Genomic DNA, 14,543 nt, shown 5'->3' with positions numbered 1-14,543 from the left:
AAAGAACTAAAGGAGGGAGATTATGCATCGCGGCAAAGGGATGAAGTTTGTAGGAGATTCTCGGGTACCAGTAGCTCGGAAATCAAATATTCCAAAAGACTATTCTGAATACCCAGGAAAAACAGAAGCATTTTGGCCGAACTTCTTGTTAAAAGAATGGATGGTTGGTGCAGTTTTTTTAATCGGTTATTTATGTTTAACAGTGGCGCATCCGTCACCACTTGAGAGAATGGCGGATCCAACTGATGCCGGATATATACCACTTCCAGATTGGTATTTCTTATTCTTGTATCAGTTATTAAAGTATTCTTATGCTTCTGGTTCATTCACTGTAATTGGAGCGTTTATTATGCCAGGGATTGCGTTTGGCGCATTACTGTTAGCTCCATTTCTAGATCGAGGACCAGAAAGACGCCCGTTAAAGCGTCCTGTAGCAACTGGATTTATGCTTTTAGCAATTGCATCGATTATCTTTTTAACTTGGGAATCTGTAGCACACCACGACTGGGAAGCTGCAAAAAAACAAGGAGCAATTGTAAAAACAGCACCAGTTGATAAAAATGATGACGGCTATAAATTAATGCAAAAAAATACTTGTTTAACGTGTCACGGTGACAATTTACAGGGCGGGGCAGCAGCGCCTGCACTGCAAAACTTAACTTTAAAGCCAGAAGAAATTGCTAAAATTGCAAAAGAGGGAAAAGGTTCAATGCCTAAAGGTGTATTTAAAGGTACAGATGAGGAACTGAAGAAACTTTCGGAATTCGTTGCAAAGTATAATAAAAAATAATAAAAAGCTGACTACAAAAAATTGTAGTCAGCTTTTTATTTTGATGAAAGAAAGTTTACTATATAATAGAGTAGAGTTTGAGGAAAGAATGACTTTGTTTGAAAGGTGTTGGACATACAGCTTGGTTTACTTGTATGCAATGTTAAGACAACGCTCCGTATTATTATTTTTATTAGTTGTTAACATATTAGGTACAATATACGGATTTATATGGTATGGAAATCAATTAAAAGAAACTTCACCTATATTTTGGCCGTTTGTACCTGATAGCCCGATGGCGAGTCTCTTTTTTGTCTTTGTTTTATTTGCTTTTTTAATAAAGAGAAATTGGGGATTAATAGAGGCGCTAGCGATTGTTACTTTAATAAAATATGGTATATGGGCTGTTGTTGTAAATGCAATTATGATCTATGTAAAAGGTCCTATTGGTGTTATGGGGTATATGTTAATGCTTTCGCATTTTGCGATGGCAGTACAAGGATTGTTATATGCACCGTTTTACCGTATAAAAAAATGGCATTTTGCGGTAGCAGCTATATGGACATTACATAATGATGCAATTGATTATTTATTTTGGCAAATGCCGAGATATGGAATTATGCATTTGTTTGTAGAAGAAATTGGTTATTTTACGTTCTGGCTAAGCATCGCTACACTATGTATTACATATTATTCTTGCTTGCGTGAGAACCGAAAACAGTTTTCTTTATGATAGTTAGAATACGTAGGGGGAGAAAATGAAGAAAAATAAGAGTGGTACAAAAATATGGGATCGATTGGTTACGATAGCTGTTTCATACAGCATAGCATTTTCTATATTTGCACTCGCGACAACGGCGGTTGTATACGGAAAATGGCTGTATTATTTTGAAATTGATTTTTTAAACATTCCAGATTTAGCGGATATGACGAAGGATGATATTAAAAGAAATTATGATGTGCTTATCACCTATTTATCGCCGTTTTATGATGGTGCATTGCAGTTTCCAACATTAGATATGTCTACAAATGGCCGTATTCATTTTGTAGATGTTAAAAATATTTTAGTAAAGATTCAATATGTGATGTATGCGACAATTATGATTGCTATAATAGGCGGGATTTATTTACTAAAAAAGAAAAGTGAAAAGTTTTTACTGCACGGATCGATTTTAACAATTATCTTTCCGATTGCGCTGATGTTACCGATTGCTATTAATTTTGAAAAAAGTTTTGTGTTATTCCATAAGCTTTTATTCAGTAATGATTATTGGATGTTTGATATTGAAACGGATCCGATTATATTAATGCTACCAGAAGAATTCTTTATGCATGCAGCGTGTGCTATTTTATTATTTATTTTATGTGGCAGCATACTTTGTTATAGCTTGTATAGATATTTCGTAAAAAAGAAAAGGGTTTCAAAGGAAAAATTCTCTGCTTAAAGAGAATTTTTTTGTTTGTAAAACGATAATATATTTTTCGGTTCAGTTCTGTTCTATTCTTGTCCAAATTAACATATTTTGTACTAGTAGTTATAGGGGGGACCGTGATGAAGAGAACATTAATTGGATTGATAGCATTTCTAATTATAATGTTTCCGTTACGTATATATGCTGAAGAGTGGAGTGAACTAACAGGGTTGTTAGACGACTCATTACAATTAGTGAAGCGTAATGAAGATGAAAAAGCAGTACAAGTATTACAACGTTTCTCGGAGCAGTTTGTCATAAAGGGAAATGAAAAGAAGCAAGAAGTAACACCAGATCAAGTTAGAGTTATTTCTTTAGCTTACGACAGGGCGAAACAATCTCTCGCGGAAACAGATTTAAGTAAACAAGTTAAAATTGATAATGTGTTAGCCCTGCAGCTCGCTGTTGATGCGCAAGTGTCGAAATATCAACCACTTTGGATGGAAAGAGAAACAAAAGTAATGGGTGCCTTTTCACAAATGGAAAAAGCGATGAAAAAAGAAGACACGGGACAGTTTCAACAAACGTTAAACACATTTTTACATGAGTTTAATATTATTTATCCAAGCTTAATGATTGCTTTGCCAGAAAACGAAGTGCAGCGTGTAAATGCTCATTTATCTTATTTGGATGAATTTCGTAACGTTATGTTAAAAACGAAAGGTGGGCAAATGCAATTAGGAATCATTAAAGGGGATTTGCAAAAAATATTTCACACAGTAAAAAAAGATGAAATTGCACCCTCGCTCATTTGGTTTATGACAATTACTGGAGGTCTTATTTTATTCACATTAACTTATGTTGGGTGGAGAAAGTATAAAGGAGAGAGAGAAAAAAGAAAAAGTAATGTACACTCTAAAAATAGATAATACAATAAATAAAGATACGGATTGTAAGGTTTATTCATTGACAATGATGGCAGAAGAAAATAGAATGAGAAGTACTATAATTAAAACTTCAATGGAGGTTCATGATGTTTTATTTAATTTACTTCGCGATCATAATGATCATACCGTTGTATGCACAGTCAAGAGTACGTAGTGCTTATAGCAAGTATTCACAAGTTTATTCAACATCAGGTATGACAGGAGCGGAAGTGGCTCGAAAAATTTTAGATGAAAATGGATTATACAACGTAGCTGTAGAAGAAACACCAGGTCATTTATCAGACCATTATGATCCAACTGCCAAAACAGTTCGATTATCAACAGATAACTATTACGGTCATTCAGTTGCTGGTACAGCAGTTGCAGCACACGAAGTAGGACACGCAATTCAAGATGCAAAAGATTATAACTTTATGCGTATTCGTCATTCGTTAGTGCCTGTGGCGAATTTTGGATCGAATATATCATGGGTATTTATTATGATTGGTATATTTGCGACAATGTCAAAACTATTGTTATTAGGAATTATTTTAATGGCAGCAGGTGTTGTGTTCCAACTCGTTACATTACCAGTTGAGTTTGATGCATCAAAGCGTGCAATGCAACAAATTGAAGCGTTAGGTATCGTATCAACAGATGAATATGGCCAAGCTCGTAAAGTATTAAATGCGGCAGCATTAACATATGTAGCAGCTGCAGCTGTAGCGGTATTTGAATTATTACGTCTCGTATTAATGTATACTGGTATGCAGCGTAGCGACGACTAAAGACTATCATTTGATAGTCTTTTTTTGTTTTGTGGATTGAATTATATAATGGATTGTAAATAGAAATAATAGAAGTAATGCAGAAAGGCGGTGGGGGAATGAAATATCCAAGCCATTTAGTAAAACAAGTGAAAGAACGTAGTGCTTCTTATCAGCTAGAAGGCTTTTTAAGTGGACAAGGTCCTGAAAATCCAAAATTTATGTTGCTAGGAGAAGCGCCTGGTGAAACAGAAATTCATAATGGGATTCCATTTAGCGGGAGAGCGGGAAAACAGTTAATGGAGTTTTTAGAACGGATTCACGTTACAAGGGAGGAAGTATATATTACGAGCGCTGTTCGGAGTAGACCTTATAAGTGGCGAGAGAAAAAAGAACGAAATGGTGAAATCATACAGAAAAAGTATAATAGAACGCCAAATCAAGGAGAAATACTTGCCCATGCACCTTTGTTAGATTATGAATTAGAGAACATAAACCCGAAGCTTATCGTTACGCTTGGAAATATCGGCCTTCAACGTTTAACAGGAAAAAATACAAAAATCACAGATGTGCACGGGCAATTATTAAAACAGCCTATTCAAAAATTAAAGGATATGCAAAGTGCAGAGTTTACATGGTCAGAGAAAGAATATCGTATTTTCCCGACTTTTCATCCTGCTTCCATTTTTTATAATCGGAGTTTATTGGAGCTTATTTATGAGGATCTAGAGAAACTTAAAAAATATGTAATAAAAAACTAGAAAAGCTCTCTAGCTTTTCTAGTTGCATTTATGTATGTAACGGATTTTTATTTTCATCTAATGTAAAACCTTCACCAACTACATCATGTACATCGCTTACAGCAACAAAGGCATGAGGATCAACAGAAGTAATAATATTTTTTAATTTCACGATTTCATTTTTAGCAACAACGCAATATAATACGTTCCGTTCCACCTTTGTATACGATCCAACAGCTTTTAAAAAAGTAGCTCCGCGTTCCATATCAGATAAAATTTTGGCAGCAATTTCATCATTTTTATCTGAGATAATAGTTGCTCCTTTTGCCGCATAGGCTCCTTCTTGCATAAAATCAATGACTTTCGCCCCGATAAAAACAGCAACTAACGTATACATGCCTTCGCGGTATGATAAATAGGTAAGAATCGAGACGATAATGACGATAGCATCAAACATAAACATCGTTTTCCCCATACTCCAGCCAACGTATTTATGAGCGAGTCTCGCGATAATATCTACACCGCCGGTAGTCCCGCCGTATTTAAATATTATTCCAAGACCGATACCGATAAATGCCCCGGCGAATAAAGCCGCGAGTGTCATATCATTTTGTAAGTTTAAATGTAAGTTGAGAACGTCGTAACGTTGAAAAATCCATAGAAATAAAGATACGCTAAAGGTGCCGATTAGTGTATAGATAAATGTTGTTCTTCCGAGTAACTTCCAACCGATGAAAAATATAGGGATATTTAAAATTAAGTTTGAGTAAGAAGGATCAAACTTAAATAGAAAATACAATAATAGTGTAATGCCGGTAAATCCACCTTCTGCTAGGTGATTTTCAATATTGATATTCACAATACCGAAAGAAAAAATAGCGGAACCGATTAAAATAAAAATGATATTTCGAATCTTCAAATTCGATGTCATATAGAAATCCCCCTAATTATGTAGATTGCATTGCTCCGCTGATACGGTAAAACATAATGATAAGTAATTTCTAGTTGTTAGTAAAAATAGTGCAGGCTATAAAAAAATGCAAAAGAAGTTTCACTTTCCCCCGTTCCAACGGCTGGTAGGAGATAAAGCTCTGAAGCAGGGTGAACCAGCCGTAGGAAACCGATTGGTTCGGGCTAATCTTTTGCAAAAACCGCAAAAGAAAGTTTCACTTCATTATAGTCTATCCAAAAAAGGGTCGCAAATAGGTGTTTAACAGGGAATAATATTTGTCAAATCGCGATGAATTGGCTAACATGAAAGAGGAAGGATTAGAGGTGAATTGTATGGAAGCGAAAACGATGAAGGATATGCAGAAAGAAGTAGATGCATATATTGGTCAGTTTAAAGAAGGTTATTTCAGTCCACTTGCAATGATGGCTCGTTTAACGGAAGAAATGGGGGAGCTTGCAAGAGAGGTTAATCATTATTATGGTGAGAAACCGAAGAAAACAACTGAAAAAGAACGTAGTATTGAAGAAGAGCTTGGAGATGTATTATTTGTTATGATTTGTATGGCAAATAGTTTAAATATTGATTTAGAAACAGCACATAACATTGTAATGAATAAATTTAATACTCGCGATAAAGATCGCTGGACACGTATTGATGAGGGAGAGAAAGAATAATGAAAGAAATTAAAGTAATTATCGCTGGACCAAGGGGACGTATGGGACATGAAGCAGTCCTTCTTATGGAAAGAACGGAACATTTTAATTTAGTAGCAGCAGTGGATTATAAGCATGGCGGAGAGAAAATCTCTGATTTACCAGGCATGCCAGCGCTAGATGCACCTATTTACGCAGATTTACATACTTGTTTAGAGGAAGTAGAAGCTGATGTGTTATTAGATTTAACAACGCCAGAAGTTGGGAAACAACACGTTACACTTGCAGTTGAGCGTGGACTTCGTTCTGTTATTGGTACAACTGGATTTACAGAAGAAGAACTAAAGCAATTAACAGAGAATGCGAAAGAAAAAGAAGTAGGAACAATTATCGCTCCAAACTTTGCAATTGGTGCAGTTCTTATGATGAAATTCTCACAAATGGCAGCGAAGTATTTCCAAGATGTTGAAGTAATTGAATTGCATCATGATCAAAAGTTAGATGCACCATCTGGTACAGCGGTAAAAACAGTAGAATTAATTCGTCAAAACCGTGAATCAAAGCAGCAAGGTCATCCAAATGAAGTAGAGCAACTAGAAGGAGCTCGTGGTGCAAATGTAGACGGCATTCACATTCATAGTGTACGTTTACCAGGACTTATTGCACATCAAGAAGTAATGTTTGGTGGAAATGGACAAATGTTAACGGTTCGTCATGATTCATTCAATCGTGAATCATTTATGTCGGGTGTAAAACTATCAATTGATACAGTAATGAATCTAGATCATCTTGTGTACGGTTTAGAAAATATTATCGACTAAAGGGGAGACAACGGATGAAAATTGCCTTAATCGCACATGACAAAAAGAAAAATGACATGGTTTCGTTTGCATACGCATATAAACCAATTTTTGAACAACATGAATTATTTGCAACAGGAACGACAGGGCTTCGTATTATGGAAGCGACCGGTTTAGTTGTAACAAGATTTCAATCGGGTCCTCTTGGTGGCGATCAAGAAATTGGTGCAATGATTGCAAAAAATGATATGGATATGGTGATTTTTTTCCGGGATCCACTAACTGCTCAGCCGCATGAACCAGATGTAAATGCATTGCTTCGTCTATGTGATGTATATGCGATTCCACTTGCAACGAATATGGCAAGTGCTGAAATGTTAATGCACGCATTAGAGCGAGGAGATTTAGATTACCGCAAGTTAAGAAAATGAGGGGAACAATTATGAGTGGATTACATATATTAGCGTTTGGTGCTCATGCCGATGATGTTGAAATCGGCATGGCTGGTACCATTGCTAAATATACGAAACAAGGGTATGAAGTAGGTATTTGTGATTTAACAGAAGCTGATCTTTCTTCTAATGGAACGATAGAGTTGAGAAAAGAAGAAGCAAAGGCGGCAGCTCGTATAATGGGAGTAAAAACGAGACTGAATTTAGCGATGCCAGACCGTGGTTTGTATATGAAAGAAGAGTATATACGTGAAATTGTAAAGGTGATTCGTACATATAAACCAAAACTAGTTTTTGCACCGTATTATGAAGATCGTCATCCAGATCATGCGAATTGTGCAAAAATTGTGGAAGAAGCTATTTTTTCAGCGGGAATTCGTAAATATATGCCAGAGGTTCCACCACATCGTGTAGAGTCTTTTTATCATTATATGATTAATGGTTTTCATAAACCGAATTTTTGTATAGATATAAGTGAGTACCTTTCTATAAAAGTGGAGGCATTAGAAGCATATGAAAGTCAGTTTTCAACAGGGAGCGATGGTGTGAAAACGCCGTTAACAGAAGGTTATGTTGAAACTGTGGTTGCTCGTGAGAAAATGTTTGGAAAAGAAGTTGGAGTTTTATATGCCGAGGGATTTATGAGTAAGAAACCGGTTTTATTACATGCTGATTTAATAGGGGGATGTAAATGAAATTAAAAATAGGTATTACATGTTATCCTTCTGTAGGTGGTTCTGGAGTTGTTGGAACAGAATTAGGAAAGCAATTAGCGGAACGCGGGCATGAAATTCATTTTATTACATCGGGTTTACCATTCCGGTTAAACAAAGTGTATCCAAACATTTATTTTCATGAAGTGACGGTAAATCAATACTCTGTATTTCAATATCCACCATACGATTTAGCGTTAGCTAGTAAAATGGCAGAAGTTGCACAACGAGAAAACTTAGACATTTTACATGTGCATTACGCAATACCACATGCAATTTGTGCTTATTTAGCAAAACAAATGATTGGAGAGCGTATTAAAATTGTTACAACCTTGCATGGAACAGATATTACTGTGTTAGGTTCCGACCCTTCGCTAAATAATTTAATTCGTTTTGGTATTGAGCAATCTGATGTTGTGACGGCTGTCTCGCATTCATTAATTAGCGAAACACATGAGCTAGTAAAACCAAATAAAGATATTCAAACGGTGTATAACTTTATAGACGAACGTGTATATTTCAAGCGTGATATGTCTCAATTAAAGAAAGAATACGGTATAAGTGAGAGTGAAAAGATACTCATTCACATTTCAAATTTCCGTAAAGTGAAACGTGTGCAAGATGTTGTTCAGGCATTTGCTAAAATTGTTACAGAAGTAGATGCGAAGTTGCTTCTCGTAGGAGATGGACCAGAATTTTGCACGATTTTACAATTAGTGAAAAATCTACATATTGAAGATCGCGTCTTATTCTTAGGGAAGCAAGATAATGTTGCAGAGCTACTTGCGATGAGTGATTTAATGCTGCTTCTATCAGAGAAGGAAAGTTTTGGTCTTGTTTTATTAGAAGCGATGGCGTGTGGTGTACCTTGTATCGGAACAAGGGTTGGAGGTATTCCAGAAGTCATTCAACATGGTGAAACAGGATATTTATGTGAAGTTGGCAATCCAGCAGGAGTGGCAACTCAAGCCATTCAGCTATTAAAGGATGAAGAACTTCACCGTAATATGGGAGAGCGAGCAAGAGCAAGTGTTTACGAGCAGTTCCGCTCTGAAAAAATCGTCTCACAATATGAAACGATTTACTATGATGTACTAAGGGATGACAAAAATGAAAAGATTTAAAAAAGCTAGTTCTATTATTGAGACTTTAAAGCAACAAGGACATGAGGCCTACTTTGTCGGTGGAAGCGTACGAGATCTTATGATCGATAGGCCGATTGGAGATATTGATATTGCGACATCTGCTTTACCAGAAGAAGTGATGGCTATATTTCCAAGACATGTTCCTGTTGGTCTTGAGCATGGAACTGTAATTGTGGTAGAAAATGGTGAACCTTATGAGGTAACCACTTTTCGAACAGAGAGCGAATATGAAGATTTTCGAAGACCTAGTAGTGTTCAATTTGTTCGTTCATTAGAAGAGGATCTAAAACGTCGTGATTTCACAATGAATGCAATTGCGATGACAGAAGAAGGCGAAATGGTTGATTTATTTGCTGGACAGGAAGCGATTCAAAAGAGAGAAATTGTGACAGTCGGCAATGCTGCGGATCGTTTTCAAGAAGATGCCCTGCGAATGATGCGTGGTATTCGTTTCGTAAGTACGTTAGGTTTTTCTTTAGAAATGAAAACGAAACAAGCAATTGAAACATATGGACATTTACTGGAACATATTGCAATTGAGCGAATTACAGTGGAATTTGAGAAACTGTTAACTGGTACATATTGCGTGAAGGGCTTGCAAGAATTAGTAGAAACGAAGCTATTTTCTCATCTGCCATATTTACAAATGTCAGAAGAGAGATTATTAAAAGCTACGCAGTATAACTGGGATTCTTTTGAAACGGACATTGAGGCATGGGCATTCTTCTTATATTGTATCGGAGAAGAGCATCCATCTGTCTTTTTACGTCAATGGAAGTTTTCGAATAAAAAAATAAAAGATATCGTCGCAGTTTTATTAACAATTCGTACGAGAAAGGAGAAGGATTGGGATACAGTCCTTCTTTATAAAACGGGACTTCATATCGCTGAAATGGCCGAAAGAGTATATGAAGCGATGATTGAAAGCTATGATCATACATCTGTTAAACGAGTACAAACGTTGTTTGAAGCATTGCCAATCAAGAGTCGCCAAGAAATGAATGTGACTGGGAATGATTTATTAAACTGGGCAAATAAAAAGCCTGGTCCATGGGTTGCTGAAATGATTCAAAAAATTGAGGAAGCAATCGTACAAGGAAACGTAGTTAATGAGAAAGAGTGTATAAGGGAGTGGCTGCAAGAATGCAATCTACTATAAGAAAGCAGTTATTGCAAGTTTTTTCGGAAGCGGATGGCGCGTTTGTATCTGGCCAAACGATTAGTGATAAACTTGGTTGTTCAAGAACCGCTGTGTGGAAACATATGGAGGACCTTCGGAATGAGGGATATGAACTTGAGGCTGTGCGTCGATTAGGTTATCGCATTGCGGGTAAGCCAGACAAAGTAACTGCTAATGAAATTCAGTTAGGGTTACAAACGAAACATATTGGTAGAACGGTATATTTTGAAGAATCTGTTGAATCTACACAGCACATTGCAGCAAAACTTGCTTATGAAGGTGCAGAAGAAGGAACCATTGTTGTGGCAGAAGAACAAACATCGGGCAGAGGTCGTTTAAGTAGGAAATGGTATTCACCAAAAGGAACAGGAATTTGGATGAGTATTATTTTACGTCCATCAATCCCGGTTCATCATGCACCACAACTTACTTTGTTAGCGGCTGTTAGCGTTGCACAAGCAATTGAAAAGTGCACGGGTGTAAACGTAGGAATAAAATGGCCAAATGATATTTTAATTCAAGGTAAAAAGGCTGTAGGTATATTAACAGAAATGCAGGCGGATCCTGATAAAATTAATGCTGTCATTATGGGTATTGGTATTAATGCGAATCAAAAGCAAGAACATTTTGATGAGGAAATTCAGCATATTGCTACTTCTTTAGCGATTGAGTCCGGTAAGCCAATTGTTCGTGCAGAGCTTATGCAGCAAATCTTTTTACAACTAGAAAAATTATATGAAGAGTATTTACAAAATGGTTTCTCTGTTATTAAAATTCTTTGGGAAAGTTACGCTGTTAGCATCGGGAAAGAAATTACCGCTCGAACGATGAGAGAGACAATTATAGGGGTGGCAAAAGGAATTACAGAGGATGGTGTATTGCTTCTGGAGGATCATGAAGGGAAAGTACATCACATTCATTCTGCGGATATCGAAATTAAGTAAAAGAAGTTCCTTTTTGGAACTTCTTTTTATCCCGCTTTAATGGGCAGTAAGACCCCCACCTCAAAATTCAGCGAAAGCAAAGAAGTTAGGTGGGGGATCAACTGCCCATAAAAGTCCGATTGGTGAGGGCTGATAATTAGTGGGGGATGAAGAAAACCCCCACTGATTAAAGTTTCACTTTATTTGACTATTACTTTGCCTTCCATTCCTTTTAGAAGATGGTACCGGCATATTAATTCATATGTACCAGTACTTGTAGGTTTCACGGTAATGTTTTTATTTTTTCCGGGTTCAACTACGACGTCAATGCCAAGTTTTTTCACTGTAAAGGTGTGTTCATTCTTACCTTTGTTTTTTAAGAGCAATGTTGTTGACTCTTCAATTGGAATTGTGATGACGTTTGGCTGAAAGTAATCATCGTTTAATTCAACTTCAATTACTTTCGTTGAATCGATAGGTTGTGTTACGACGTTAACTGAGGCAAATGCATGGAAGGAGCTAAAAGTTACCATCCCTACAATTATCACAAGCAGAACGGTGAATTGAAATAACCATTTGTTCATAGACATTCGTAATTCTCCTTTTGTTAAGTATGTTCTTCCATTAACCTGCATCATTAGTTTAAGAGTTATACGGGGCTTAAACAAAGGTTTGCCTTTCTATGATTGAGTTATTTATAAAAAATTTCACATACCGTAATGAGAATAAAAAATTATTTTTTCGAAAAAATGTAGTAATTCCTTTTTGGATTTTGCTATAATTAGTTCGAATGTGGGCAGTATCAGAGCGAACTGCACCATCATTCGAAGCAATCCGAAAAAATAATAACTTGGATTCTGCCTTGATCCAATAATGGACTGGGACAGAGGGATGAATAATGCCGACTAACACACAACCCTTCTGCCCTTTTATGGCCAGAGGGGTTTTTTATATGATTTCGGCCATCTCCTCTCTCCTGCATAAAGGAGGAGTAGTTTTTGAAAACAAAAACAGATTTTTTGAAGATGAAAGAGCAAGGTGAGCCGATTACGATGCTAACGGCGTATGATTATCCATCTGCTAAATTAGCAGAAGAAGCTGAAGTTGATATGATTCTAGTTGGAGATTCCCTTGGGATGGTGGTGCTCGGATACGATTCAACAGTACCTGTAACAGTAGAGGATATGATTCATCATACGAAAGCTGTACGCCGAGGAGCGAAAGAGACGTTTATTGTAACTGATATGCCATTTATGTCGTATCATGTGTCGCCTCAAGATACGATGGTGAATGCACGCCGTATCGTTCAAGAGAGTGGTGCTCATGCACTGAAGGTAGAAGGTGCAGGGGAAGTAGTATCAACGATTCATTACTTGACGAACGCGGGAATTCCTGTCGTGGCGCACTTAGGCTTAACTCCTCAATCTGTAGGAGTACTAGGTGGGTATAAAGTACAAGGAAAAGATGCTGAAAGTGCAAAAAAATTAATAGAAGATGCGAAGAGATGTGAGGAAGCTGGTGCGATAGCGCTTGTGCTAGAATGTGTGCCAATGCAGTTAGCAGAATTAATTTCGAAGCAACTAACAATTCCAACGATTGGAATTGGAGCAGGGAAAAAAGTAGATGGGCAAGTACTTGTTTATCATGATCTTATCTCATACGGAGTAAATCGTGTTCCGAAATTTGTGAAGCAATATACGTCTGTTCAAGAGGAGATTGTGCGAGGGATTTCACAATACGTTACGGAAGTAAAGACAGGGCAATTTCCAGAAGAAAAACATTCATTCACAATGAAAGAGGAAGAATGCTTAGCGTTATACGGAGGAAAACAATAATGAAAATTGTAACTACAGTGCAAGAGATGCAGCAAATTACAAACGAACTTCGTACAAGTGGAAAAAGTATTGGTTTTGTTCCAACGATGGGTTACTTACATGAAGGTCATGCGACTTTATTACGTAAGGCAAGAGCAGAAAATGAAATTGTAGTTTTAAGCGTGTTTGTCAATCCGCTACAGTTTGGACCGAATGAAGATTTAGATCGATACCCTCGTGATATTGATAGAGATGAAAATGTAGCAAAAGAAAACGGTGTAGATTATTTATTTTATCCGAGCGTAGAAGAAATGTATCCAGCAGAACAAACGACAACAGTAGCAGTTGTGAAGCGTACCGATGTATTATGTGGCAAACAAAGACCTGGTCATTTTGCTGGAGTTGCGACTGTGCTAATGAAACTGTTTAATATAACATTGCCAACGCGTGCTTATTTCGGTATGAAAGATGCACAGCAAGTTGCTGTCATTGAAGGATTTGTCGCTGATTTTAATATTCCGATTACGATCGTACCAGTGGATATTGTAAGGGAAGAAGATGGATTAGCGAAAAGTTCTCGTAACGTGTATTTATCACAAGAAGAGCGTGAAGAGGCTCCTCAATTATACCGCAGCCTATGTATAGCGAAAGAAAAAATTGAAGCAGGCGAACGGAATGCAGAAATCATTACAACTCTTGTGAAAGAGTATATTGAGACGTATACGAAAGGCACTGTAGATTATGCTGATTTATATGCTTATCCTTCACTACAAGTAATGGATAAAATTGAAGGACGAATCATTTTAGCAATTGCAGTTAAATTTGAGAATGTACGATTAATTGACAATATAACAGTAACGGTTAAATAAGGGGGAGCAACTATGTTTCGCACAATGATGAGAGCGAAGTTACATCGCGCAACAGTAACAGAGGCAAATTTAAACTATGTAGGTAGTATTACAATTGATGAAGATTTAATGGATGCAGTAAATATTGTGGAAAATGAAAAAGTACAAATTGTAAATAACAATAATGGTGCTCGATTAGAGACATATGTTATTAAGGGCGAACGTGGTAGCGGTGTTGTTTGTTTAAATGGTGCAGCTGCAAGGCTTGTACAGCCAGGGGATAAAGTTATTATCATTTGCTACGGTTTAGTGGCAGAAGAAAATATTCATAAACAAGCGCCGAAAATTGCAGTATTAGACGATGAGAATCAAATTATTGAAATGTTAGGTGCTGAAAAAGCGGGTACGATATTATAAGTAAGAAGGCTATCTCTATTACGGAGATAGCT

General features: G+C 36.8%; 18 protein-coding genes. 16 read left to right on the top strand and 2 right to left on the bottom strand.

Going from position 1 to position 14,543, the window contains the following annotated elements; translation table 11 throughout:
• The first annotated feature begins 22 nt into the window (after positions 1-22).
• From qcrC to BAQ44_RS13505, 6 genes are all read left to right on the top strand, one after another.
• The gene (qcrC, locus tag BAQ44_RS13530; RefSeq protein WP_071721969.1) at positions 23-790 is read left to right on the top strand and encodes a menaquinol-cytochrome c reductase cytochrome b/c subunit; all 768 of its coding nucleotides are present in this window, start codon (positions 23-25) and stop codon (positions 788-790) included.
• 121 nt (positions 791-911) lie between these two features.
• Entirely contained in the window at positions 912-1,502 is a 591-nt protein-coding gene (lhaT, locus tag BAQ44_RS13525) for a lipoprotein heptaprenylglyceryl N-acetyltransferase LhaT (RefSeq protein WP_116758367.1), read from the top strand.
• Positions 1,503-1,527: 25 nt separating this feature from the next.
• On the top strand, positions 1,528-2,214 hold the full coding sequence (lit, locus tag BAQ44_RS13520; protein WP_071721968.1) for a lipoprotein intramolecular transacylase Lit: 687 nt from the start codon (positions 1,528-1,530) through the stop codon (positions 2,212-2,214).
• A gap of 107 nt (positions 2,215-2,321) precedes the next feature.
• Positions 2,322-3,110, top strand: a complete 789-nt coding sequence (gene ypjB / locus BAQ44_RS13515; RefSeq protein WP_061677795.1) for a sporulation protein YpjB — start codon at positions 2,322-2,324, stop codon at positions 3,108-3,110.
• 101 nt (positions 3,111-3,211) lie between these two features.
• Positions 3,212-3,895 carry a zinc metallopeptidase gene (locus tag BAQ44_RS13510; protein WP_073517780.1) on the top strand — a complete coding sequence of 228 codons (684 nt, stop codon included), beginning with the start codon at positions 3,212-3,214 and terminating at the stop codon, positions 3,893-3,895.
• Positions 3,896-3,993: 98 nt separating this feature from the next.
• The gene (locus BAQ44_RS13505; RefSeq protein ID WP_071721967.1) at positions 3,994-4,635 is read left to right on the top strand and encodes a uracil-DNA glycosylase; all 642 of its coding nucleotides are present in this window, start codon (positions 3,994-3,996) and stop codon (positions 4,633-4,635) included.
• A gap of 28 nt (positions 4,636-4,663) precedes the next feature.
• On the opposite strand, the gene BAQ44_RS13500 is transcribed toward BAQ44_RS13505, so the two are convergent.
• Positions 4,664-5,545 carry a YitT family protein gene (locus BAQ44_RS13500; RefSeq protein ID WP_061677793.1) on the bottom strand — a complete coding sequence of 294 codons (882 nt, stop codon included), beginning with the start codon at positions 5,543-5,545 and terminating at the stop codon, positions 4,664-4,666.
• 353 nt (positions 5,546-5,898) lie between these two features.
• On the opposite strand from BAQ44_RS13500, the gene BAQ44_RS13495 reads away from it, so the two are divergent.
• Genes BAQ44_RS13495 through BAQ44_RS13465 form a run of 7 tightly spaced genes read left to right on the top strand, consistent with a single transcriptional unit; the run spans position 5,899 to position 11,453 of the window.
• Positions 5,899-6,240: a nucleotide pyrophosphohydrolase gene (locus tag BAQ44_RS13495; RefSeq protein ID WP_002108639.1), complete on the top strand. Its 342-nt coding sequence runs from the start codon at positions 5,899-5,901 to the stop codon at positions 6,238-6,240.
• Positions 6,240-7,040: a dihydrodipicolinate reductase gene (gene dapB / locus BAQ44_RS13490; RefSeq protein WP_061677792.1), complete on the top strand. Its 801-nt coding sequence runs from the start codon at positions 6,240-6,242 to the stop codon at positions 7,038-7,040. Before BAQ44_RS13495 ends, dapB begins: the two co-directional genes overlap by 1 nt.
• Positions 7,041-7,054: 14 nt before the next feature.
• Positions 7,055-7,450: a methylglyoxal synthase gene (locus BAQ44_RS13485; RefSeq protein WP_000684763.1), complete on the top strand. Its 396-nt coding sequence runs from the start codon at positions 7,055-7,057 to the stop codon at positions 7,448-7,450.
• 11 nt (positions 7,451-7,461) lie between these two features.
• The gene (gene bshB1, locus BAQ44_RS13480; protein WP_061677791.1) at positions 7,462-8,166 is read left to right on the top strand and encodes a bacillithiol biosynthesis deacetylase BshB1; all 705 of its coding nucleotides are present in this window, start codon (positions 7,462-7,464) and stop codon (positions 8,164-8,166) included.
• Positions 8,163-9,308, top strand: a complete 1,146-nt coding sequence (gene bshA / locus BAQ44_RS13475; protein ID WP_061677790.1) for an N-acetyl-alpha-D-glucosaminyl L-malate synthase BshA — start codon at positions 8,163-8,165, stop codon at positions 9,306-9,308. Before bshB1 ends, bshA begins: the two co-directional genes overlap by 4 nt.
• Positions 9,295-10,488: a CCA tRNA nucleotidyltransferase gene (locus tag BAQ44_RS13470; RefSeq protein WP_063262240.1), complete on the top strand. Its 1,194-nt coding sequence runs from the start codon at positions 9,295-9,297 to the stop codon at positions 10,486-10,488. Before bshA ends, BAQ44_RS13470 begins: the two co-directional genes overlap by 14 nt.
• Positions 10,473-11,453 carry a biotin--[acetyl-CoA-carboxylase] ligase gene (locus tag BAQ44_RS13465; RefSeq protein WP_001192030.1) on the top strand — a complete coding sequence of 327 codons (981 nt, stop codon included), beginning with the start codon at positions 10,473-10,475 and terminating at the stop codon, positions 11,451-11,453. The genes BAQ44_RS13470 and BAQ44_RS13465 overlap by 16 nt, the downstream gene beginning before the upstream one ends.
• 179 nt (positions 11,454-11,632) lie before the next feature.
• Here the strand turns inward: BAQ44_RS13465 and BAQ44_RS13460 are convergent, their stop codons facing one another.
• Entirely contained in the window at positions 11,633-12,022 is a 390-nt protein-coding gene (locus BAQ44_RS13460) for a cupredoxin domain-containing protein (protein ID WP_071721966.1), read from the bottom strand.
• 408 nt (positions 12,023-12,430) lie between these two features.
• Here BAQ44_RS13460 and panB point away from each other — a divergent pair, with 408 nt between their 5' ends.
• From panB to panD, 3 genes are read left to right on the top strand one after another with little or no spacing between them, the layout of a single operon-like run.
• Positions 12,431-13,267, top strand: coding sequence for a 3-methyl-2-oxobutanoate hydroxymethyltransferase (gene panB, locus BAQ44_RS13455; RefSeq protein WP_000853116.1), 837 nt, complete (start codon positions 12,431-12,433; stop codon positions 13,265-13,267).
• Positions 13,267-14,115, top strand: coding sequence for a pantoate--beta-alanine ligase (panC, locus tag BAQ44_RS13450; RefSeq protein ID WP_071721965.1), 849 nt, complete (start codon positions 13,267-13,269; stop codon positions 14,113-14,115). Before panB ends, panC begins: the two co-directional genes overlap by 1 nt.
• A gap of 12 nt (positions 14,116-14,127) precedes the next feature.
• Entirely contained in the window at positions 14,128-14,511 is a 384-nt protein-coding gene (gene panD / locus BAQ44_RS13445; RefSeq protein WP_061679513.1) for an aspartate 1-decarboxylase, read from the top strand.
• The last annotated feature ends 32 nt before the right edge of the window (positions 14,512-14,543 follow it).

The organism is Bacillus mobilis (assembly GCF_001884045.1).
Lineage (GTDB): Bacteria > Bacillota > Bacilli > Bacillales > Bacillaceae_G > Bacillus_A > Bacillus_A mobilis.
The sequence above is the reverse complement of the archived record's forward strand: the minus strand, read 5'-3'. Positions and strand labels throughout refer to the sequence as shown.

Bases quoted from the DNA above. Each gene is read 5' to 3' on its own strand.
- qcrC (WP_071721969.1), top strand. From the start codon at position 23: ATGCATCGCGGCAAAGGGATGAAGTTTGTAGGAGATTCTCGGGTACCA.
- lit (WP_071721968.1), top strand. From the start codon at position 1,528: ATGAAGAAAAATAAGAGTGGTACAAAAATATGGGATCGATTGGTTACG.
- ypjB (WP_061677795.1), top strand. From the start codon at position 2,322: ATGAAGAGAACATTAATTGGATTGATAGCATTTCTAATTATAATGTTT.
- BAQ44_RS13510 (WP_073517780.1), top strand. From the start codon at position 3,212: ATGATGTTTTATTTAATTTACTTCGCGATCATAATGATCATACCGTTG.
- BAQ44_RS13505 (WP_071721967.1), top strand. From the start codon at position 3,994: ATGAAATATCCAAGCCATTTAGTAAAACAAGTGAAAGAACGTAGTGCT.
- BAQ44_RS13500 (WP_061677793.1), bottom strand. From the start codon at position 5,545: ATGACATCGAATTTGAAGATTCGAAATATCATTTTTATTTTAATCGGT.
- BAQ44_RS13495 (WP_002108639.1), top strand. From the start codon at position 5,899: ATGGAAGCGAAAACGATGAAGGATATGCAGAAAGAAGTAGATGCATAT.
- dapB (WP_061677792.1), top strand. From the start codon at position 6,240: ATGAAAGAAATTAAAGTAATTATCGCTGGACCAAGGGGACGTATGGGA.
- BAQ44_RS13485 (WP_000684763.1), top strand. From the start codon at position 7,055: ATGAAAATTGCCTTAATCGCACATGACAAAAAGAAAAATGACATGGTT.
- bshB1 (WP_061677791.1), top strand. From the start codon at position 7,462: ATGAGTGGATTACATATATTAGCGTTTGGTGCTCATGCCGATGATGTT.
- bshA (WP_061677790.1), top strand. From the start codon at position 8,163: ATGAAATTAAAAATAGGTATTACATGTTATCCTTCTGTAGGTGGTTCT.
- BAQ44_RS13470 (WP_063262240.1), top strand. From the start codon at position 9,295: ATGAAAAGATTTAAAAAAGCTAGTTCTATTATTGAGACTTTAAAGCAA.
- BAQ44_RS13465 (WP_001192030.1), top strand. From the start codon at position 10,473: ATGCAATCTACTATAAGAAAGCAGTTATTGCAAGTTTTTTCGGAAGCG.
- BAQ44_RS13460 (WP_071721966.1), bottom strand. From the start codon at position 12,022: ATGTCTATGAACAAATGGTTATTTCAATTCACCGTTCTGCTTGTGATA.
- panC (WP_071721965.1), top strand. From the start codon at position 13,267: ATGAAAATTGTAACTACAGTGCAAGAGATGCAGCAAATTACAAACGAA.
- panD (WP_061679513.1), top strand. From the start codon at position 14,128: ATGTTTCGCACAATGATGAGAGCGAAGTTACATCGCGCAACAGTAACA.